Raw genomic sequence first — 20137 nt, forward strand, 5'->3', positions numbered from 1 at the left:
GCTGTGTCCGAGGGGGGACTTGAACCCCCACGCCCGATAAAGGGCACTAGCACCTCAAGCTAGCGCGTCTGCCATTCCGCCACCCGGACAGGGTGCCCGCGGTTCCGTTTCCGTTCCCCGCGGCGACAAGGAAAACAATACCAGGCCCGCGGGCCCCTCCTCACCTGCGTATCCGTCCCGCAGGAGCCGGACGGAACGGGATGGACCACCCCTTAGCGGGTAAGGGCTGATCAGTCCGGACAGTCCACCCCCCGAGGCCGTGGAGGTCGCCGTGAGGAGAAGGCACGACAAGGAGCGGGCAGCCCCCGAGGCCCGGCTGAACCGCAGTTTCGGAGTACTGGTCCTCCTGGGCGCGCTGCTGGTGGTGGCCGGCGTCGTCGGCCTGGTCTACACCTGGGTCGCCACCCTCACCACCGTGCTGCTCTTCGGCTGCCTGCTGCTGATCGGCGGCACGGTCGGCCTGGTCCACGCCTTCCAGTCCCGCCGGGACAACTTCTTCTGGCTGGGCGCCGCGGTCGCGGCGGTCAACCTGGCGGCGGGCCTGGTGATGGTGCTCCACCCGAAGGCCGCCGCCGCGGCCCTCACGCTCTTCGCGGCCCTGCTCTTCCTCACCGCCGGCGTCTTCCGGGTGGTCGGCGGCATGGCGGTGCGCGGCGCGCAGATGGGCTGGACGGTCTTCCTGGGCGTCCTGGACCTGCTGCTGGGCGCGCTGGTCCTGGCCTCGTGGCCGAGCAGCTCGCTCTACACCCTGGGCCTGTTCTTCTCGCTGGCCCTGCTCTTCGACGGCCTCAGCCTGATCAGTACCGGGCTCGGCGGCCGCCGGGTGCTCTCCCGGGTCGACGAGGAGCGGCGCCGCGACGAGGCGGACGCCTACCTGGCCGGGCGGGAGCACGCCAGGGAGGCCGGCGTCGGCGAGGTCGGCGCCGCCGAGGGGCCCGGACGGCACCGGGGGCGCGGCGGGGACGCCGCCGGGGCGGAGCCGGGGGGCCCGGACCGGCCCTCCACCCCGCCGATGGGCATCTGACCGCTCCTGTCCGCACGCCGGTCGGAAAGCTCTGCGATGCGGTGCCGAAACGGTCGCATCGGGCCGCCGCCGGGCCCGATCCGTCGAGTTCCGGTCACCGGCCCGCCGCCGACCGCCGCCCTCTAGCCTCGGATGACGAGGCCGCCCGCCGCGGGTGTCGCACCCGCGGCGGACGGCGGTCTCCGGGCACCGCGTGCCCGCGGCGTGAAGGGCGGCTTGACGTGATGCAGATCAGCGGGGGCGCACCGGCCGCCCCCGGCGGCACCGGACCCGGGCCGGTCGAGGGGGTCTGGCGGTTCGCCGCCCCGTCCCGGGACTCCTCGGTGCCGCAGGCGCGGCACGCGGTCCGCGACCTGCTCGCGGCGCAGGGCATCGCCGGCCGGCCCCACTGCGAGGACCTGGTCCAGGGGCTCCTGCTGATCGTCTCCGAGCTGGTCACCAACGCCGTGAAGCACGCCGCCGTCCTGTCCCCCCGCGTCGTGGTGGAGGTGGTCATCGGCGGCGGCTGGGTGCGGATCGCCGTGGAGGACGGCCACCCGTACCGGCCCACGGCGCTGCAGAGCGACCACGGCCGCACCGGGGGCCGGGGCCTGCTGCTGGTCAAGGCGGTCGCGCTGGAGGCCGGCGGCGCCTGCGACGTCGAGCGCACCGCCAACGGCGGCAAGGTCGTCTGGGCGTCGCTGCCGATCCCGGCGGACCGGCCCGTGCAGGACCCGCCCCCCGCCCGGCACGTCCCGTCCCCGTCCGTGCAGCCCCTGTCGTCGGTGCGGCCGGCCGTCCCCGGTCCGGGCGCGCCGGACCGCCCGTCCTTTCCTTACGGCTTCCCCGGGTTTTCCGGCCTCCCCGGACGGCAGGCCCCGCAGGGCGGCTGACCGGGGCGGCCGGGCGGTGCGGGCCGGACGGCCGGGCGCGTCCCGCCCCCGGCCGTCCGGCCCGCACCGCCACCCGCGCTACCAGTCGACGCCGGTCGCCTCCCGGACGGCCGGGCGGGCCGCGTCGAGGACGGTGCCGAACCACACCGAGAAGGGCCGCTCGGCGCGGAGCGCCGCCAGCTCCTGCGGCGTGACGAACGCGGTCTCCCCGACCTCCTCCGGGTCCGGCCGCAGCGGCGCGGTGACCAGCCCCACGAAGAGGTGGTTCCACTCGCGCTCGATCAGGCCGGACGCCTCGTCGGGCAGGTCGTAGCGGACCGTCCCCGCCTCGCGGAGCAGGGCCGGGGCGGCTCCCAGCTCCTCGGAGACGCGGCGCGCGGCGGCCGTGAACGGCTGCTCGCCCGGGTAGGGGTGGCCGCAGCAGGTGTTAGACCAGACCCCGGGGGAGTGGTACTTCCCGAGGGCGCGGCGCTGGAGCAGCATCCGGCCCGCGGTGTCGAAGAGGAAGACGGAGAACGCCCGGTGCAGCCGCCCCGGCTGCCGGTGGGCGGAGAGCTTCTCCGCGGTACCGGTGGTGCGTCCCTCGTCGTCGACGAGTTCGAGCAGGATCTCCGGCGCCTCGCGGGCGTCGCGCGGAGCCCCGTCGACGGTCGCCGGGCTCGTCGTTCCGCTGGTCGGCATGTGGCCCCTTTCGGCGCATGGGCCGGGACGCCGCCCGTGCCGTGTGCCCGGGCCCGGCCGCCCGGTCCGGCGGTTCGGCCGGTGCCGTGGTGCACCCGCCGGGCACCGGCGGGTGCACCACGGCACCGGTGCCCCAGTCTGCCGTACGGGGAGGCCGGGGTCCGCCCGACGCACGCGGTCCGCGCCGGTGGGAGGGGGGTACGGGCGGTCCGCGCGCCCCCGGGGCGGGTCCGCCGGGCGGGGCCGCGGCAGCCGCCGGGCCGCCGGGCGCCCGTGGGGCGGGGGACCGGGGGGCGGGGGACGGGGGGCGGGGGGACGGGAGGCGCCGGACGGGCGTGTCCCGCGGGCTCCGCCGGGCCGTCCGTCCCGGTCCCGTCCCGGTCCTGTCCTGCGGCTTGTCCTGCGGCTTGTCCGCGGCCCCCGCGGTCGGCGAAGATGATCGACACGGGTCGGCCGGCACCGTCCGGACCCGGAGGGCTCCCCTTCCGTTTCCCTCCAGGCCATCCGGTAGCCTCTGCCGACACACCGACCACCGGGCCGACCGTCCCGGCCCCCGCCCTGCCCGCGGTCCGTCCGGCAGGCGGCTTCCCCCGCACCCCCCTAGGGAGTGAGTTCCGCTGTCCACCGCCATCCTCACCGGCCCCGCCCCGGGCGGCGCGCCCGCCGCGGGCGGTGGCCCGAGCGGGGCGCGGCCGGCGCTGTCCGCGGACCTCGCCGCGCTGGGCTACCTCCGGGTCCTGGACGCAGCCGGACCGGCCGAGCTGGCCCGGCTGCTGGCCGAGGCCCCCGCCGGGGAGCGGGTCGCCGTGGTGGACCGCCGCTTCGTCGGCCACCGGCACTCCCTGCGGCTCGGCCTCACGGACCCGCGCTTCCCCGCGGCCGCCGTCCCCGGCGCGCTGACCGCCGACGGGCCCCAGGCCCGCGCCGCGCTCGCCGCCGCCGCCGAGCGGCTGGCCGCCCGCGCCTCGGGCGCCGAGGACGCCACCCGGATGCTGCACCTGGGCGGCGAGCCGGGCGCCGACCCGGCCGCGGCCACCGTCGCCGTCGCGCTGGACGGCCCGGAGGCCGACCCCGGCCGCACCGTCATGGTGGACAGCGCCGCCGCCGACCGGGCCGCCCGTACCGCCGGAGCCGTGCTGCCCGACGCCCTCGCCGCCGCCCTGCAGGCCGCCGGGACGGAGGTGCACCGCCCGGAGCTGGGCGAGCTGGTCGCGACCGTGCCCGCCGACGACCTGGACCTGCACCACGCCGAGCGCGCCGTCGCGGCCGTCGACGACGAGGCGGTGCGGCTGAAGCGCGCGGTGAAGTCCCGCGACGGCTTCTTCACCACCTTCTGCGTCAGCCCGTACTCCCGGTACCTGGCCCGCTGGTGCGCCCGCCGCGGCCTCACCCCGAACCAGGTCACCACCGGTTCGCTGCTGGTGGCCCTGCTCGCCGCGGCCTGCGCCGCCACCGGCACCCGACCCGGCTTCGCGGCCGCGGGCGTGCTGCTGGTCGCCTCCTTCGTGCTGGACTGCACCGACGGCCAGCTGGCCCGCTACTCGCTGCAGTACTCCACGCTGGGCGCCTGGCTGGACGCCACCTTCGACCGGGTCAAGGAGTACGCCTACTACGCGGGCCTCGCCGTCGGCGCCACCGTGGGCGGCGACGACGTGTGGGCGCTGGCCCTGGGCGCGATGGTCCTGCAGACCTGCCGCCACGTCGTGGACTTCTCCTTCACCGAGGCCAACCACGACGCCGCGGCCAACACCAGCCCCACCGCGCAGCTCTCCACCCGCCTGGACCGGGTCGGCTGGACCGTGTGGGCGCGCCGCATCGTCGTCCTGCCCATCGGCGAGCGCTGGGCGCTGATCGCGGTCCTCACCGCCGTCACGACCCCGCGGACCACCTTCACCGTGCTGCTCGTCGGCTGCGCTTTCGCGGCCTGCTACACCACCGCCGGCCGGGTGCTGCGCTCGGTGACGCGCCTGCGGGCCCGCACCGACCGGGCCGCCGACGCCCTGGCCGAGCTGGCCGACTCCGGCCCGCTCGCGGAGGTCGGCGCGCGCCTGCTGCGTCCGCTTGCACGCCCCCTGCCCGCCTACGCGACCCCCGCCGTCGCCGTCCTCGGCGCCGCGCTGCTCCTCGCGGGCGTGCTCGGCGGCGCCGGAACCTGGTGGGCCGCGGCCGCCGCGGCCGGCTACCTGGCGACCTCCTCGCTGGCCGTCGCCCGCCCGCTGCGCGGCCCGCTCGACTGGCTGGTCCCGCCCGTCCTCCGGGCCGCCGAGTACCTCACCGTCCTCGGCCTGGCCGCCCGCCTGTCCGGGGCGGCGCTCCCCGCCGCCTTCGGGCTCGTCGCGGCCGTCGCCTACCATCACTACGACACGGTGTACCGCATCCGCGGCGGCACCGGGGCGCCGCCGCGATGGCTGGTGCGTGCGGCGGGCGGCCACGAGGGCCGTGTCCTGCTGCTCACCGCAGCCGCCGCGTTCGCGTACGGCGGCAGCCCGCACGGGCCGGTGGGCGACCGGCTCCCTGGAGCCCACGCCCTGCAGCTCACCCTGGCGGCACTGGCCGCCGTCCTGGCGCTCGTCGTCCTGGCCGAGAGCATCCGCTTCTGGGTCTTCGGCGGCGAAGCGCCGGCAGTCCACGACGAAACAGGAGACACCGCATGATCGGCCTCGTTCTGGCCGCCGGCGCCGGCCGCCGCCTGCGCCCGTACACCGACACCCTGCCCAAGGCCCTGGTGCCGGTGGACGGCGAGACGACCGTCCTCGACCTCACGCTCGGCAACTTCGCCGAGGTGGGCCTGCGGGACGTCGCCGTCGTCGTCGGCTACCGCAAGGAGGCCGTGTACGACCGCAGGGCCGCCCTGGAGAAGAAGTACGGCGTCCGCCTCACCCTCGTCGACAACGACAAGGCCGAGGAGTGGAACAACGCCTACTCCCTGTGGTGCGCCCGCGACCTCTTCCGCGAGGGCCTGGTGCTCGCCAACGGCGACACCGTGCACCCCGTCTCCGTCGAGCGCACGATGCTGGAGGCCAACGAGCGCCTCACCGCCGAGGGCCGCGCCCCCGGCATCCTGCTCGCCCTCGACACGGTGAAGAACCTCGCCGACGAGGAGATGAAGGTCGTCGTCGACCCCGAGAAGGGCGTCCGGCGGATCACCAAGCTCATGGACCCCGCCGACGCCACCGGCGAGTACATCGGCGTCACCCTGATCAACCCCTCCGCCGCCGACGACCTGGCCTCCGCCCTCCAGGCCACCTTCGAGCGCGACCCGCAGCTCTACTACGAGGACGGCTACCAGGAGATGGTCGACCGCGGCCTGCGCATCGACGTGCAGCCCATCGGCGAGGTCTCCTGGGTCGAGATCGACAACCACGACGACCTCGCCAAGGCCCGGGGGATCGCGTGCCGGTACTGACCCGCCTCATCCCCTCGCCGGTCGTCGTCGACATCCGCCCGGGCGCCCTGGACGACCTCGCGGGCGTCCTGGCCGACCAGCGGCTGTCGACCTCCGGCCGGATAGCGGTGGCGGTCAGCGGCGGCTCCGGCGCGGCGCTGCGCGAGCGCCTGGAGCCGCAGCTCCCGGGGGCCGACTGGTACTCCGTCGCCGACGGCACCCTGGACTCCGCGGTGCTGCTCGCCGACGCGATGCGGTCCGGCCACTACGACGCGGTGGTCGGCCTCGGCGGCGGGAAGATCATCGACGCCGCCAAGTACGCCGCCGCCCGGGTGGGCCTGCCGGTGGTGGCCGTCGCCACCAACCTCGCCCACGACGGCATCTGCTCGCCGGTGTCGATCCTCGACAACGACGCCGGCCGCGGCTCGTACGGCGTGCCGAACCCCATCGGCATCGTCGTCGACCTCGACGTCGTCCGCGACGCGCCCCGCCGGTTCGTCGCCGCCGGCATCGGCGACGTGGTGTCCAACATCTCCGCCTGCGCCGACTGGGAGCTGTCCCAGCGCGTCACCGGGGAGCCGGTGGACGGCCTGGCCGTCGCCATGGCCCGCACCGCCGGGGAGACGCTGCTGCGCCACCCCGGCACGCTCGACCAGGACGCGCTGCTCACCGCGCTCGCCGAGGCCCTCGTGCTCTCCGGCATCGCGATGAACATCGCCGGCTCCACCCGGCCGTCCTCCGGCGCCTGCCACGAGATCTCGCACGCGCTGGACATCCTGTACCCCAAGCGGTCGGCCCAGCACGGCGAGCAGGTCGGCCTCGGCGCGGCCTTCGCGACCTTCCTGCGCGGCGACCGCGAGGGCGCCGGGCTGATCGCCGCGAGCCTGGCGCGCCACGGACTCCCCGTGACCGCCGCTCAGATCGGCTTCTCCGAGGAGGAGTTCACCGAGGCGGTCCACTACGCACCGCAGACCCGCCCGGGCCGCTTCACCATCCTCGAGCACCTCGACCTCGACCCTTCTGCCATCCGGGACGCGTACTCCGACTATGTCCAAGCCGTCAACAGCTGAGCCGACGCCCGCCCCCGCCCGCCCCGCCGGCCGCCCGTCGGTCGAGGAGCTCCGCGCGGCCGTCCACCCCGAGGGCCTCCTCGACCGCCGCAGCGGCGAGCACTGGGCCGGCCGCATCTACATGCGGTCGATCTCCCTGCGGATCACCCGCCTGCTGGTGGACGTCCGCCGGGTCACCCCGAACGGCCTGACCTACCTGATGATGCTCACCGGCGTCCTCGCCGGTGCGGCGCTGGTCGTCCCCGGCCTCGCCGGCGCGGTCCTCGGCGCCCTGCTGATCCAGGTCTACCTGCTCCTGGACTGCGTGGACGGCGAGGTCGCCCGCTGGCGGCGGCAGACCTCCGTCACCGGCGTCTACCTCGACCGGGTCGGCCACTACCTGGCCGAGGCGGCGCTGCTCACCGGCGCCGGCCTGCGCGCCGCGGACCTGTTCCACCGGGACGGGAGCGCCGCCCACTGGGAGTGGGCGTTCGTCGGGACCGTCGCCGCGCTCGGCGCCATCCTGATCAAGGCCGAGACGGACCTGGTGGACGTCGCCCGCATCCGCAGCGGCCTGCCCGCCGTGCAGGACGCCGCCTCGGTGCCGCGCTCCTCCGGCGTGGCCAGGGCCCGCCGGGCGGCCGCCGCGCTGAAGTTCCACCGCCTGGTGGGCGGCGTGGAGGCGTCCCTGGTCGTCCTGGCCGCCGGGATCGCCGACGCCGTCCACGGCGACCTGCTGCTCACCCGGGTCGCGGTCGGCGTGCTCGCCGCGATCGCCCTGGTCCAGACGCTCCTGCACCTGGCCAGCATCGTCCTGTCGAGCAGGCTCCGGTGAGCGCCGCCCGGCCGGCCGCTTCCGGCGCGGACCCCGACTCCTTCCGGCTGGGCGCCGTGGTGCTCACCATGGGCAACCGCCCGGCCGAGCTCAACGCCCTGCTGGAGTCGGTGGCCAAGCAGCGCGGCCCCGCCGTCGAGCTCGTCGTCGTCGGCAACGGCGCTCCGCTGCCCCCGCTGCCGCAGGGCGTCCGCGGCATCGAGCTGGACGAGAACCTCGGCATCCCGGCGGGCCGCAACGTCGGCATCGAGGCGTTCGGGAAGGACGGCCGCGACGTCGACGCGGTGCTCTTCCTCGACGACGACGGTCTGCTGCCCGGCGACGACGCCGCCGAGAAGCTCCGCGAGGCGTTCACCGCCGACCCGGGCCTCGGCATCGTCTCCTTCCGGATCGCCGACCCGGAGACCGGCACCACCCAGCGCCGCCACGTGCCGCGGCTGCGGGCCTCCGACCCGCTGCGCTCCTCCCGGGTCACCACCTTCCTGGGCGGTGCCTGCGCGGTCCGCAGCACCGTCTTCGCGCAGGCGGGGCAGCTCCCCGGCGAGTTCTTCTACGCCCACGAGGAGACCGACCTGGCCTGGCGGGCGCTGGACGCGGGGTGGTCGATCGACTACCGGGCGGACATCGTCCTGAACCACCCGCTCACCCTGCCCAGCAGGCACGCGGTGTACCACCGTATGGTGGCCCGCAACCGGGTGTGGCTGGCCCGCCGGAACCTCCCCGCTCTGCTGGTCCCGGCGTACCTCGGCACCTGGATCCTGCTCACCCTGGCGCGCCGCCCCTCCCGCGCGGCGCTGCGGGCGTGGGTGGGAGGATTCCGGGAGGGGTGGCGCACACCCTGCGGCCCCCGCAGGCCCATGCGCTGGCGTACGGTGTGGCGGCTGACCCGGCTGGGCCGGCCGCCGGTGATCTGATCGTCCGGTCCTCATTTGACCTGCGGACCTGGGCCCGCGAAGATCCCCGTTGCAGCAGCAACGGCACGACTGCAGGGGAGCGCCCGTTGAACGGAAGCCGGACCTGCCGATCTCGCATAGGACGAAAGTGTCAACAGTGAGTGAGCACATCCGCCCCGCAGCGGTGGCGGGAGGCCCCGACCAGGGGCTGAGCCCTGCGCAGCTCGCCGCCAAGTACGGCCTCTCGGTGAGCGGCGCCCGTCCGAGCCTGCCGGCCTACGTCCGGCAGCTCTGGTCGCGGCGCCACTTCATCGTGGCGTACGCCACGGCGCGGCTGACCGCGATGTACACCAAGGCGAAGCTGGGACAGCTGTGGCAGGTGATGACCCCGCTGCTCAACTGCGCGGTCTACTACCTGATCTTCGGCATCCTGCTGCAGACCGGCAAGAACACGCCCCACTTCGTCCAGTTCCTCTGCATCGGTGTGTTCATCTTCACCTTCACCCAGAACGCGGTGATGGCGGGCACCCGGTCGATCGCGGACAACCTGGGCCTGGTGCGGGCGCTGCACTTCCCGCGGGCCTGCCTGCCCATCTCCTTCACGATCATCCAGCTCCAGCAGCTGCTCTTCTCGATGATCGTGCTGCTCGGCATCGTGCTCTTCGCGAACCTGCCGATGGCCTCCTGGGCGCTGGTGCTGCCGGTCCTGGTCCTGCAGTTCGTCTTCAACGCGGGCCTGGCGCTGGCGCTCGCCCGGGTCGGGGCCAAGGTCACCGACACCGCGCAGCTGATGCCGTTCATCCTGCGGACCTGGATGTACGCCTCCGGCGTCATGTTCAACATCGCCGACATCCACGTGCCGGCCTGGTCCAGGACGCTGCTGGACGTCAACCCCATCGCCGTCTACATCGACCTGATGCGCTTCTCCCTCCTGGGCTCGGTGCACAGCGACGTCCTGCCGCCCCACGTCTGGGCCTGGGCCGTCGGCTGGGCCGTCGTCGTGGGCCTCGGCGGGTTCGTGTACTTCTGGAAGGCTGAGGAGGAGTACGGCCGTGGCTGAGGCAACGACCGGTACCGCCGGTGCGCGGACCGCGGACGCCGACCGACTGGTCGAGCAGCACATCCCCACCGTCGTGGTCGACGGACTGCACGTGGTCTACCGCGTGCACGGCGCCGGCAGCGGCAAGGGCAGCGCGACCTCCGCCCTCAGCCGCATCGTCTCCAAGCGCCGCGCGCCCTCGATCCGCGAGGTGCACGCCGTGCGCGGCGTGTCGTTCATCGCCTACAAGGGCGAGTCGATCGGCCTGATCGGCTCCAACGGCTCCGGCAAGTCGACCCTGCTCAAGGCGGTCGCCGGCCTGCTGCCCGCCGAGCGCGGCTCCGTCTTCACCCACGGCCAGCCCTCGCTGCTGGGCGTCAACGCCGCCCTCATGAACGACCTCACGGGCGAGCGCAACGTCATCCTGGGCGGTCTGGCCATGGGCATGTCCCAGGACGAGATCAGGGAGCGCTACCAGGACATCGTCGACTTCTCGGGCATCAACGAGAAGGGCGACTTCATCTCGCTGCCGATGCGCACGTACTCCTCCGGCATGGCCGCCCGCCTGCGGTTCTCCATCGCGGCGGCGAAGAGCCACGACGTGCTGATGATCGACGAGGCGCTGGCCACCGGCGACGCCCGGTTCCAGCGCCGCAGCGAGGAGCGCATCCGCGAGCTGCGCAAGGAGGCCGGCACGGTCTTCCTGGTGAGCCACAACAACAAGTCGATCCGCGACACCTGCAACCGCGTGATCTGGCTGGAGAAGGGCGAGCTCATCATGGACGGGCCCACCGACGAGGTGATCAAGGCCTACGAGAAGGAGAACAAGCGCTGACCGCGGGCGCCTGACGGCCTTCCGCCGGCGGGGGCCGGCGCCCGGGACGCGCTCCCGGGCGCCGGCCCCCGCCGCGTGCGCGGCCCCGGCCCCGCCGCCGTCCGCGCCCCCGTCCCGCCCCCCCGCCCGCGTCCCGCGGCCGCCCGCCTCCGGCGCGGCGCCACCCCCTCACCGTGCCGCTGTCCGCCCCTCGTCCTAGAGTGAGGGGTCCGGAGAAGAGCGGCGGAGGGGGTGCTCTCCCCGGGTCAGGGCGTGTCCGCTGTGTGCACGCCGTCAAGATCGGTGTAGAACGGGGGGGTGACGCCAGTGGCGGCTTCGGCCCATTCCGAGAGGGCGCGCGGCCCGGTGCCGCGACGTGCCGGGAGCCCACCGGGCGGTCGCCGGTGACCGCGGACGCACGCATCCCCGGCCCCGGCGCCCCCGCCGACGGCGAGGTGCTGGGCAAGGCGGCGCGGGAGAACTTCCCCGTCGCCCCCTTCTTCCTGCCCGCCGCCTGGCGGGACGACCTGATGGCGGTCTACGGGTTCGCCCGGCTGGTCGACGACGCCGGCGACGGCGACCTGGAGCGCCCCGGCCACCACGCCGAGGTGCTCGGCGTCGGCACGCCGCCGCCCGCGGACCGGTTCCGCCCCGACGGCTCCGGCCTGCCCACCGAGGAGGAGACCGCCTTCCGGCTCGCCCTGCTGGACGGCCTGGAGCGCGACCTCGACCGTGTCTTCGGCCACTCCGGCACCCCCGGCACCGGAGCCCCCGGCACCGCGCCCGGCGGCCCCGGGGCGGAGCCGCCCCGCCACCCGCTGCTGCGCGCGCTCGTACCGACCGTGGAAAAACACGGGCTCAGCGCCGAGCCCTTCCGTAACCTGATCCAGGCGAACCGGGTGGACCAGCACACCACGCGGTACGCCACCTACGAGGACCTGCTGGGCTACTGCGAGCTGTCCGCCAACCCGGTCGGGCGGCTGGTGCTGGCCATCGCCGGCGTCTCCACACCCGAACGGGTGGAGCGCTCGGACGCGGTCTGCAGCGCACTGCAGGTGGTCGAGCACCTGCAGGACGTTGCGGAGGACCGTGCGAGGGGGAGGATCTACCTGCCCGCGGAGGACCTGGACCGGTTCGGCGTGACCGAGGAGGACCTCGCCGCCACCGCCGCGGGCGGCCGGGTGCGCGCCCTGGTCGCCTTCGAGGCCGAGCGGGCCGGGACCCTGCTCGACCGGGGATCACCGCTGGTAGGTACGGTGCGGGGACGGCTCAGGCTGCTGCTCGCCGGCTTCACCGCCGGGGGCCGGGCCGCTCTGGGGGCCATCGCCGCCGCCGGGCACGACGTCCTGTCCGAGCCGCCCGTACCCGCCAAGGGCCGCCTCCTCAGGGAAGCGGCGGCCACATACGTGAAGGGAAGGTGAGCCCCCGGGTGGCGGCATCACCACTGGCGTCCGCGCAGGTCATGGCGGCCTACCGGTACTGCGAAGCGGTCACCGGCATGCAGGCGCGCAACTTCGGCTACGGCATCCGGCTGCTGCCGGAGCCCAAGCGGCTCGCCATGTCCGCGATCTACGCCCTCGCCCGCCGGGTCGACGACATCGGCGACGGCGACCTCCCGTCCGAGCGCAAGGCCGAACTGCTCGGCCGCACCCGCGCCCTCCTCGACGAGGTGCGGGCCGGCGAGGTCCGCGAGGACGACACCGACCCGGTCAAGGTCGCGCTGGCGGACGCCGCCGACCGCTTCCCGGTCCCGGTCGACGCCTTCGACGAGCTGATCGACGGCGTGGAGATGGACCTCGCCGGGACGCACTACGCGACCTTCGACGAGCTGCGCACCTACTGCCGCTGCGTCGCCGGCTCCATCGGGCGGCTGTCCCTCGGCGTCTTCGGCTGCACCGACCCCAAGCTCGGCGCCGAGTACGCCGACACCCTGGGCCTGGCCCTCCAGCTCACCAACATCCTGCGCGACCTGCGCGAGGACGCCGGGGACGGCCGCAGCTACCTGCCCGCCGAGGACCTCGCCCGGTTCGGCTGCGAGGGCGGCTTCGGCACGGAGCAGCCCCCGCCGGGCGCGGACTTCACCGGACTGGTCGCCTTCCAGGCCGCCCGCGCCCAGCAGTACTTCGAGGAGGGCCTGCTGCTGCTGCCGATGCTCGACCGCCGCAGCCGCGCCTGCACGGCCGCCATGGCCGGCATCTACCACCGCCTGCTCCGGCGCATCGCCGAGGACCCGGCGTCGGTGCTCCGCGGCCGGGTGTCGCTCCCCGGCTGGGAGAAGGCGTACGTGGCGCTCTCGGGCCTGGCCGGAGGCCGCTCTTGACCGCAACCACGCAGTCCGCCGCCGTCGCGGAACCGCACCGGCGGGCGGGCGCGTCCACAGCAGCACCGGTGCGGGGGCTCCCGGGCCGCGACCGCACCCGGGGGGAGGGGCGATGAGCACAGCCGTGCGTCCCGGGCGGGCGTCCGCGGTGGTCGTCGGCGGCGGCCTGGCCGGCATCACCGCCGCCCTCCGGCTGGCCGAGGCCGGGGCGGAGGTCACCCTCGTCGAGGGGCGGCCGCGCCTCGGCGGCCTCGCCTTCTCCTTCCGCCGCGGCGACCTCACCGTCGACAACGGCCAGCACGTCTTCCTGCGCTGCTGCACCGCCTACCGCGGCCTGCTCGACCGCCTCGGCGCGACCTCCCTGACCACCCTCCAGCGGCGGCTGGACGTGCCGGTCCTCGACTGCGGCGGCGACGGCCGCGGCGAAACGCTCCGCCCGGGCCGGATCCGCCGGGCGGCGCTGCCGGTGCCGCTGCACCTCGCGGGCAGCCTGGCCCGGTACCCGCACCTGGGTGCCGCGGAGCGGCTGCGGGTGGTCCGCGCCACCCTCGCCCTCGCCCGCCTCGACCCCGCCGACCCGGCGCTGGACGCCCACTCCTTCGGCGACTGGCTGCGGCGGCAGGGGCAGTCCCCGCGCGCGGTGGAGGCGCTCTGGGACCTCATCGGCGTCGCGACCCTCAACGCCCGCGCCGACCAGGTCTCGCTGGCGCTCGCCGCCATGGTCCTCAGAACCGGCCTGCTCTCCGCGCCCGGCGCCTCCGACATCGGCTGGGCGGACGTCCCGCTCGGCGAGATCCACCACGACGCGGCCCTCGCCGCGCTGCGGCGCTGCGGTGTGCGGGTCCTGCTGCGCGCCAGGGCGACGGCCCTCAAGTCCTCCGCCCCCGGGGCGGACGGTCCCGCCCCGGGGGGTCCCGCGCCGGACGCGGCGCCCGGCGGCGGGGACGGGGTCCGTCCGCCGGCGGCTGCGGCGGGCGGCGGGCACCCTGCGCCCCATGGTTCGGACACGCACAGTTTGACGGGACGCGGTCACGACCGCCACGCCGTCCGGGTCGAGGGCCACGGCCTGCCCGCGGGCGGCGAGCTGCTGCACGCGGACGCCGTCGTCCTCGCCGTCCCCCAGGACGCCGCCGCCGGCCTCCTCCCGCCCGGCACCGTCGAGGACCAGGACCGCCTGCGGCGCCTGGGCACCTCGCCGATCCTCAACGTGCACGCCGTCTACGACCGCCGGGTGCTGCGGACGCCCTTCCTCGCCGGGCTCGGGACCCCCGTCCAGTGGGTGTTCGACCGGACCCGGCACTCCGGGCTCGCCGAGCGGGACCCGCGCGCCCAGTACGTCGCGCTCTCGCAGTCCGCCGCCCACGACGAGATCGACCTGCCCGTCGCCGAGCTGCGCCGCCGCTACCTGCCCGAGCTGGAGCGGCTGCTGCCCGCGGCCCGCGGCGCGAAGGTGCTGGACTTCTTCGTCACCCGTGAGCGAGCCGCCACCTTCGACCCGGCCCCGGGGAGCGGGCGGCTGCGGCCGCAGGCCCGCACCCGCACCCCCGGCCTGCTGCTCGCCGGCGCGTGGACCGCCACCGGCTGGCCCGCGACCATGGAGGGCGCCGTCCGCAGCGGCCACACCGCCGCCGACGGGGCCCTGGCCGCGCTCGGCGCCCGGCCCGCCCCCGCGGGGGCCCGCACCCCAGGGGGGTGGCCCCGGTGACCGGGCCCGCCGCGCCCCCGGCCGGGCCGGTCCCGGCCCCCCACCCGGGGCGGTCACGCACCGCCGCCCCCGCGCCGCCCCAGGCGGCGCCCCCGAACGCAGCGCACCACACACCCGAGGGAGAGGGAATGCGCGTGGATACACGCCTCGACACGCCTGCAGCGGAGGCGGCGGTGTCGGTACCGGACCTCCTGGAACGCGGCCGCACCCTGTGCACCCCGCTGCTGCGCGATGCCGTCGCACGGCTGGCCGCCCCCATGGACACCGTCGCCGCCTACCACTTCGGCTGGATCGACCGGGACGGCAGGCCCGCCGCCAGCGACGGCGGCAAGGCGGTGCGGCCCGCGCTCGCCGTGCTGTCCGCCCAGGCCGTCGGCGCCGACCCCGCCACCGGCGCCGCGGGCGGCGCCGCCGTCGAGCTCGTCCACAACTTCTCGCTGCTCCACGACGACCTGATGGACGGTGACGAGACGCGCCGCCACCGCGCCACCGCCTGGACCGTCTTCGGACCCGCCCAGGCCATCCTGGCGGGCGACGCCCTCTTCGCCCTCGCCACCGAGGTCCTGCTGGACGCCCCCCTGCGGCCCGCCGCCGACGGCGTCCCCGCCGTGCAGGCCGCCGACGCGGCCCGCGCGGTGCGCCGGATCACCGCCGCCACCCGCCGGCTGATCGACGGGCAGGCCCAGGACCTCTCCTTCGAGCACCGCGACCGGGTCACCGTCGAGGAGTGCCTGGAGATGGAGGGCAACAAGACCGGCGCCCTGCTGGCCTGCGCCTCCTCCGTCGGCGCCGTCCTCGCCGGGGCCGACGACCGCACCGCCGACGCCCTGGAGCGGTACGGGCACCACCTCGGCCTCGCCTTCCAGGCGGTGGACGACCTGCTCGGCATCTGGGGCGCCACCGAGGTCACCGGCAAGCCGCACTGGGGCGACCTGCGCCAGCGCAAGAAGTCGCTGCCGGTCTCGGCGGCCCTCGCGGAGGGCGGCAGCGCCTCCCGCCGCCTCGCCGAGCTGCTCGCCGACCCCGAGGGCCGCGGCCACGAGGACGAGGAGCAGCTCGCCGCCCGCGCCGCCCTGGTCGAGGAGGCCGGCGGCCGCGCCTGGACCCGGGACGAGGCCCGCCGCCAGCACGCGGCCGCCCTCGCCGCCCTGGACGAGGTCCCCATGCCGGACGGGGTGCGCGGGCACTTCGTCGCGCTCGCCGAATTCGTCGTCGTACGGGAGAGGTGAACCCAAGGTGACAACAACCGCGGACGGCCGGCTCGACCCCGAGTACGATCCCGAGCCGGCCGCGGTGAGGACCGCCCCGCCGGATCCCGGCAGGCGGCACGGGAAGCGGCCCGACGGGAAGCGGCCCGAGGAGGGGCGGCCCGGGGAGCGCGCGGGCGCGGAGCAGCCGGACGGGGACCCCCCGGACGGCGACTCCCCGGACGGGGAGCCCCCGGACCCCCGCGCCGCGGCCGCCGCCGCGCTGGAGCGCGCCACCGCCCACCTCCTCGCACTCCAGAGCGAGGAGGGCTGGTGGAAGGGCGACCTGGAGACCAACGTCACCATGGACGCCGAGGACCTGCTGCTCCGGCAGTTCCTCGGCATCCGCACCGAGGAGCAGACCCGGGCCACCGCCGCCTGGATCCGCTCCCGCCAGCGCGAGGACGGCACCTGGGCGACCTTCCACGACGGACCGCCCGAGCTCTCCACCACCGTCGAGGCGTACGTCGCCCTGCGCCTGGCCGGGGACGCCCCCGACGCCCCCCACATGGCCGCGGCCTCGGCCTGGGTCCGCGACCACGGCGGCATCGCCGCCACCCGGGTCTTCACCCGCATCTGGCTGGCCCTCTTCGGCTGGTGGCCCTGGGACCTGCTGCCCGAGCTGCCCCCCGAGATCATGTTCCTGCCCCGGTGGGTCCCGCTCAACATCTACTCCTTCGGCTGCTGGGCGCGGCAGACCATCGTGCCGCTCACCGTGGTCTCCGCCCACCGGCCGGTCCGCCCCGCGCCCTTCGCCCTGGACGAACTGCACACCGACCCGCGCGACCCGTACCCCCGGTCCCGGTTCGCCGCCCCCACCACCTGGGACGGCCTCTTCCAGCGCCTCGACCGCCTCCTGCACGCCTACCACCGCCGCCCGGTCCGCCCGGTCCGCCGGCTCGCCCTCGGCCAGGCCGCCCGCTGGATCGTGGAGCGCCAGGAGGCCGACGGCTGCTGGGGCGGCATCCAGCCGCCCGCCGTGTACTCGCTGATCGCCCTCCACCTGGAGGGCTACGACCTCGGCCACCCGGTGATGCGGGCCGGCCTCGCCGCCTTCGACCGCTTCACCGTCCACACCGAGGACGGCATGCGGTGGCTGGAGGCATGCCAGTCCCCGGTCTGGGACACCTGCCTGGCCACCATCGCCCTCGCCGACGCGGGACTGCCCGCCGACCACCCCGCGCTGGTCCGGGCCGCCGACTGGATGCTCGGCGAGGAGGTCCGGCGGCGCGGCGACTGGGCGGTGCAGCGCCCCGGCCTCGCCCCCGGCGGCTGGGCCTTCGAGTTCGACAACGACACCTACCCCGACGTCGACGACACCGCCGAGGTGGTGCTCGCGCTGGGCCGCGTCGACCACCCCGACCCGGAGCGGGTGCGGGCCGCCGTCGACCGGGGCGTCGCCTGGAGCCTCGGCATGCAGTCGAAGAACGGCGCCTGGGGCGCCTTCGACGTCGACAACACCAGCACCCTGCCCAACAAGCTGCCGTTCTGCGACTTCGGTGAGGTCGTCGACCCGCCGTCCGCCGACGTCACCGCCCACATGGTGGAGATGCTGGCCGACGTCGGCCGGGCCCGCGACCCGCGCACCCGGCGCGGCGTGGAGTGGCTGCTGCGCGAGCAGGAGACCGACGGCTCCTGGTTCGGCCGCTGGGGCACCAACTACGTGTACGGGACCGGATCGGTCGTCCCCGCACTGGTCGCCGCAGGCATCCCCACCGCCCACCCGTCGGTCCGGCGCGCCGTGCGCTGGCTGACGGAGCACCAGAACGCCGACGGCGGATGGGGCGAGGACATGCGCTCCTACCACGACCCGGAGAACTGGTCCGGGCGCGGCGAGTCCACCGCCTCCCAGACCGCCTGGGCGATGATGGCGCTGCTCTCGGCGGGGGAGCGCGGCGAGGCGGTCGACCGCGGCGCCGCCTGGCTGGCCGCCACCCAGCTCCCCTCGGGCACCTGGGACGAGCCGCACTTCACGGGCACCGGCTTCCCGTGGGACTTCTCCATCAACTACCACCTCTACCGGCTGGTCTTCCCGGTCACCGCGCTCGGCCGCTACCTGCACGGCGTCCCCCTCCCGGACGCGGCGCGGCACGCCCTCCGCGGAGCCGGAGGCCCGGCGCGGGTGCCCGCCGAGGCGCCGGCGGGCGGCCCGGGGCCGGTGACCGAGCGGTGAGACCCGACCCCTCCGGCACCCGCCCGGACGGCGCGGCCGCAGCCGCACCCCCCGCCGTGCCCCGTCCCGCCGCGGCCGCCCCGCTGCTCGTCGTCTGCGCCCTGGGCGCCGAGCGGTGGGCGCTGCGCGGCGGGGACTGGACCTGCGGCCGCCCCGCCGGGGACGGCGTCCCGGCCCCCGGCGCCGTGGTCGCCGCCACCGGCATGGGGCCGGACCGCGCCCGGCGGGTCGTCACCGCCCTGCTGGAGGCCGGCGGGGCCTACGGCGCCGTCGTGGCCACCGGCTTCTGCGCCGCAGCCGCCCCGGGGACACGGCCCGGCGACGCCTTCGTCGCGGAGGAGGTGCGCGACGGGGAGGGCACCGCGATCGAGGTCCCGTCCTCCGCGCTCCTCGCCGACGCCCTGCGCGCCCGCGGCCTGACCGTCCGCACCGGCGTGCTGCACTCCGCCGACGGCGTGGTGCGCGGCGCGGCCGCCCGCCGCGCCCTGCACGAGGCCGGCGCCGCCGCCGTCGACATGGAGACCGCAGCCGTCCTGGACGCCGTCCGCCGGGCGGCGCCGGGTCTGCCGTACGCGACGGTCCGCATCGTCGTCGACACGCCCCGGCACGAGCTCCTGCGGCCGGGCACGCTCACCGGGGGCCTCCGCGCCTGGCGGGCGCTCCGCTCCGCCGTGCCCGCCCTCACCGCCTGGCACCGCACCGCACCGACCGACACCCCACCTCTCCGGACGCTCCCTCAGGAGGCGAGCTAGCCATGGCCATGCCGCTGCGCCAGACCGCGCGGATCAGCACGTACCTCCTCCAGCAGAAACTCCTCAAGCGCCGCGAGAAGTTCCCGCTCCTCGTGGAGCTGGAACCCCTGTTCGCCTGCAACCTCGCCTGCGAGGGGTGCGGGAAGATCCAGCACCCTGCGGGCGTCCTCAAGCAGCGGATGCCGGTCGCCCAGGCCGTCGGCGCGGTGCTGGAGTCCGGTGCGCCGATGGTCTCCATCGCCGGCGGCGAACCGCTGATGCACCCGCAGATCGACGAGATCGTGCGCCAGCTGGTGGAGAAGCGGAAGTACGTCTTCCTCTGCACCAACGCCCTGCTGATGCGCAAGAAGCTGGACCGGTTCACGCCCTCGCCCTACTTCGCCTTCACCGTCCACATCGACGGCCTGCGCGAGCGCCACGACGCCTCGGTCGCGAAGGAGGGCACCTTCGACGAGGCGGTGGCGGCGATCAAGGAGGCCAAGGCCCGCGGCTTCCGCGTCACCACCAACAGCACCTTCTTCAACACCGACACCCCGCAGACCGTCATCGAGGTGCTGGACTACCTCAACGACGAGCTCCAGGTCGACGAGATGATGATCTCGCCGGGGTACGCCTACGAGAAGGCGCCCGTCCAGGAGCACTTCCTCGGCGTCCAGCAGACCCGGGAGCTCTTCCGGAAGGCGTTCGCCGGCGGCAACCGCCGCCGCTGGCGGCTCAACCAGAGCCCGCTCTTCCTGGACTTCCTGGAGGGCAAGGTCGACTTCGAGTGCACCGCCTGGGGCATCCCCAACTACTCGCTCTTCGGGTGGCAGCGGCCCTGCTACCTGATGTCCGACGGGTACGTGCCCACCTACCGCGAACTGGTGGAGAAGACCGACTGGTCCAAGTACGGCCGCGGCCGGGACCCGCGGTGCGAGAACTGCATGGCGCACTGCGGCTACGAGCCCACGGCCGTCCTGGCCACCATGGAGTCGCTCAAGGAGTCGATCCGGGCGGCCAAGGAGACCGTGATGGCCAACCGCGGCCACTGAGGCGCCCGCCCGGCGGCGCGGGTGCGGGGACCGGATCCCCGCACCCGCCGCCCGGCCGGCGCCCTGCGCGGCGGCCCCCGCCCCGGGACCGTCACGCCGGACCCGCCGTCCCCTCCCCGGACCCCGCTCCCCGACCTCCAGCCCTGAGCCACAGTCCTGAGCCACAGTCCTGAGCCACAGTCCTCAGCCCCCAGACCCGCTGCCACAGTGAGGGTGGACCCGATGACCGCGATCTCGCTCGGTATGCCGTCCGTGCCGCTCCAGCCGCTCGCCACCCGCCGCCGGTCGCGGCAGATCATGGTGGGGGGTGTGCCGGT

16 protein-coding genes, 1 tRNA gene and 1 pseudogene are annotated in these 20137 nt (G+C 75.7%); 16 read left to right on the plus strand and 2 right to left on the minus strand.

The window, feature by feature from the left end:
- Positions 1–4 precede the first annotated feature (4 nt).
- A tRNA-Leu gene (locus tag ACFY07_RS27680) sits at positions 5–89 on the minus strand.
- Between the two features lie 182 nt (positions 90–271).
- Here ACFY07_RS27680 and ACFY07_RS27685 point away from each other — a divergent pair.
- Both ACFY07_RS27685 and ACFY07_RS27690 read left to right on the plus strand, forming a co-directional pair.
- On the plus strand, positions 272–1024 hold the full coding sequence (locus ACFY07_RS27685; protein WP_390872289.1) for an HdeD family acid-resistance protein: 753 nt from the start codon (positions 272–274) through the stop codon (positions 1022–1024).
- 224 nt (positions 1025–1248) lie between these two features.
- Positions 1249–1713, plus strand: a pseudogene (locus ACFY07_RS27690) (ATP-binding protein); the annotation flags it as partial.
- A gap of 261 nt (positions 1714–1974) precedes the next feature.
- Here ACFY07_RS27690 and idi read toward each other — a convergent pair.
- Positions 1975–2577 (minus strand): isopentenyl-diphosphate Delta-isomerase, encoded by a 603-nt coding sequence (gene idi / locus ACFY07_RS27695; RefSeq protein WP_230747405.1) that lies wholly within the window; start codon positions 2575–2577, stop codon positions 1975–1977.
- A gap of 698 nt (positions 2578–3275) precedes the next feature.
- On the opposite strand from idi, the gene ACFY07_RS27700 reads away from it, so the two are divergent.
- From ACFY07_RS27700 to hpnH, 14 genes are all read left to right on the plus strand, one after another.
- Positions 3276–5231, plus strand: coding sequence for a DUF5941 domain-containing protein (locus ACFY07_RS27700; RefSeq protein ID WP_390872298.1), 1956 nt, complete (start codon positions 3276–3278; stop codon positions 5229–5231).
- A complete protein-coding gene (locus ACFY07_RS27705) occupies positions 5228–5983 on the plus strand; it encodes a sugar phosphate nucleotidyltransferase (protein ID WP_230747403.1) in 756 nt (251 codons plus the stop codon). The genes ACFY07_RS27700 and ACFY07_RS27705 overlap by 4 nt, the downstream gene beginning before the upstream one ends.
- Positions 5971–7032 carry an iron-containing alcohol dehydrogenase family protein gene (locus ACFY07_RS27710; protein ID WP_230747401.1) on the plus strand — a complete coding sequence of 354 codons (1062 nt, stop codon included), beginning with the start codon at positions 5971–5973 and terminating at the stop codon, positions 7030–7032. The genes ACFY07_RS27705 and ACFY07_RS27710 overlap by 13 nt, the downstream gene beginning before the upstream one ends.
- Complete coding sequence (locus ACFY07_RS27715) at positions 7010–7846, plus strand: CDP-alcohol phosphatidyltransferase family protein (protein ID WP_390872290.1); 837 nt, start codon at positions 7010–7012, stop codon at positions 7844–7846. Before ACFY07_RS27710 ends, ACFY07_RS27715 begins: the two co-directional genes overlap by 23 nt.
- Before the next feature lie 68 nt (positions 7847–7914).
- On the plus strand, positions 7915–8760 hold the full coding sequence (locus tag ACFY07_RS27720) for a glycosyltransferase family 2 protein (protein ID WP_230747432.1): 846 nt from the start codon (positions 7915–7917) through the stop codon (positions 8758–8760).
- Between the two features lie 136 nt (positions 8761–8896).
- Entirely contained in the window at positions 8897–9799 is a 903-nt protein-coding gene (locus ACFY07_RS27725; RefSeq protein ID WP_390872291.1) for an ABC transporter permease, read from the plus strand.
- The gene (locus tag ACFY07_RS27730; protein WP_390872292.1) at positions 9792–10613 is read left to right on the plus strand and encodes an ABC transporter ATP-binding protein; all 822 of its coding nucleotides are present in this window, start codon (positions 9792–9794) and stop codon (positions 10611–10613) included. Before ACFY07_RS27725 ends, ACFY07_RS27730 begins: the two co-directional genes overlap by 8 nt.
- Before the next feature lie 383 nt (positions 10614–10996).
- On the plus strand, positions 10997–12013 hold the full coding sequence (gene hpnC, locus ACFY07_RS27735; protein ID WP_390872293.1) for a squalene synthase HpnC: 1017 nt from the start codon (positions 10997–10999) through the stop codon (positions 12011–12013).
- Positions 12014–12054: 41 nt separating this feature from the next.
- The gene (gene hpnD, locus ACFY07_RS27740) at positions 12055–12912 is read left to right on the plus strand and encodes a presqualene diphosphate synthase HpnD (RefSeq protein WP_390872299.1); all 858 of its coding nucleotides are present in this window, start codon (positions 12055–12057) and stop codon (positions 12910–12912) included.
- A gap of 112 nt (positions 12913–13024) precedes the next feature.
- Entirely contained in the window at positions 13025–14617 is a 1593-nt protein-coding gene (locus tag ACFY07_RS27745; protein ID WP_390872294.1) for an FAD-dependent oxidoreductase, read from the plus strand.
- A gap of 128 nt (positions 14618–14745) precedes the next feature.
- Entirely contained in the window at positions 14746–15846 is a 1101-nt protein-coding gene (locus tag ACFY07_RS27750; protein ID WP_390872295.1) for a polyprenyl synthetase family protein, read from the plus strand.
- Between the two features lie 7 nt (positions 15847–15853).
- Positions 15854–18037 (plus strand): squalene--hopene cyclase, encoded by a 2184-nt coding sequence (gene shc, locus ACFY07_RS27755; RefSeq protein ID WP_390872296.1) that lies wholly within the window; start codon positions 15854–15856, stop codon positions 18035–18037.
- Positions 18034–18789, plus strand: a complete 756-nt coding sequence (locus ACFY07_RS27760) for a 1-hydroxy-2-methyl-2-butenyl 4-diphosphate reductase (protein WP_390872297.1) — start codon at positions 18034–18036, stop codon at positions 18787–18789. The genes shc and ACFY07_RS27760 overlap by 4 nt, the downstream gene beginning before the upstream one ends.
- 2 nt (positions 18790–18791) lie before the next feature.
- Positions 18792–19820 carry an adenosyl-hopene transferase HpnH gene (hpnH, locus tag ACFY07_RS27765; RefSeq protein ID WP_230747391.1) on the plus strand — a complete coding sequence of 343 codons (1029 nt, stop codon included), beginning with the start codon at positions 18792–18794 and terminating at the stop codon, positions 19818–19820.
- Positions 19821–20137 lie beyond the last annotated feature (317 nt).

The sequence above is a fragment of the Streptomyces sp. NPDC001380 genome (assembly GCF_042895785.1).
Lineage (GTDB): Bacteria > Actinomycetota > Actinomycetes > Streptomycetales > Streptomycetaceae > Peterkaempfera.

What these genes read in the sequence shown, in the direction of transcription:
- idi (WP_230747405.1), bottom strand. Translation starts at nt 2,577, where the DNA reads ATGCCGACCAGCGGAACGACGAGCCCGGCGACCGTCGACGGGGCTCCG.
- hpnD (WP_390872299.1), top strand. Translation starts at nt 12,055, where the DNA reads ATGGCGGCCTACCGGTACTGCGAAGCGGTCACCGGCATGCAGGCGCGC.
- hpnH (WP_230747391.1), top strand. Translation starts at nt 18,792, where the DNA reads ATGGCCATGCCGCTGCGCCAGACCGCGCGGATCAGCACGTACCTCCTC.
- ACFY07_RS27705 (WP_230747403.1), top strand. Translation starts at nt 5,228, where the DNA reads ATGATCGGCCTCGTTCTGGCCGCCGGCGCCGGCCGCCGCCTGCGCCCG.
- ACFY07_RS27750 (WP_390872295.1), top strand. Translation starts at nt 14,746, where the DNA reads ATGCGCGTGGATACACGCCTCGACACGCCTGCAGCGGAGGCGGCGGTG.
- ACFY07_RS27745 (WP_390872294.1), top strand. Translation starts at nt 13,025, where the DNA reads ATGAGCACAGCCGTGCGTCCCGGGCGGGCGTCCGCGGTGGTCGTCGGC.
- ACFY07_RS27720 (WP_230747432.1), top strand. Translation starts at nt 7,915, where the DNA reads ATGGGCAACCGCCCGGCCGAGCTCAACGCCCTGCTGGAGTCGGTGGCC.
- ACFY07_RS27715 (WP_390872290.1), top strand. Translation starts at nt 7,010, where the DNA reads ATGTCCAAGCCGTCAACAGCTGAGCCGACGCCCGCCCCCGCCCGCCCC.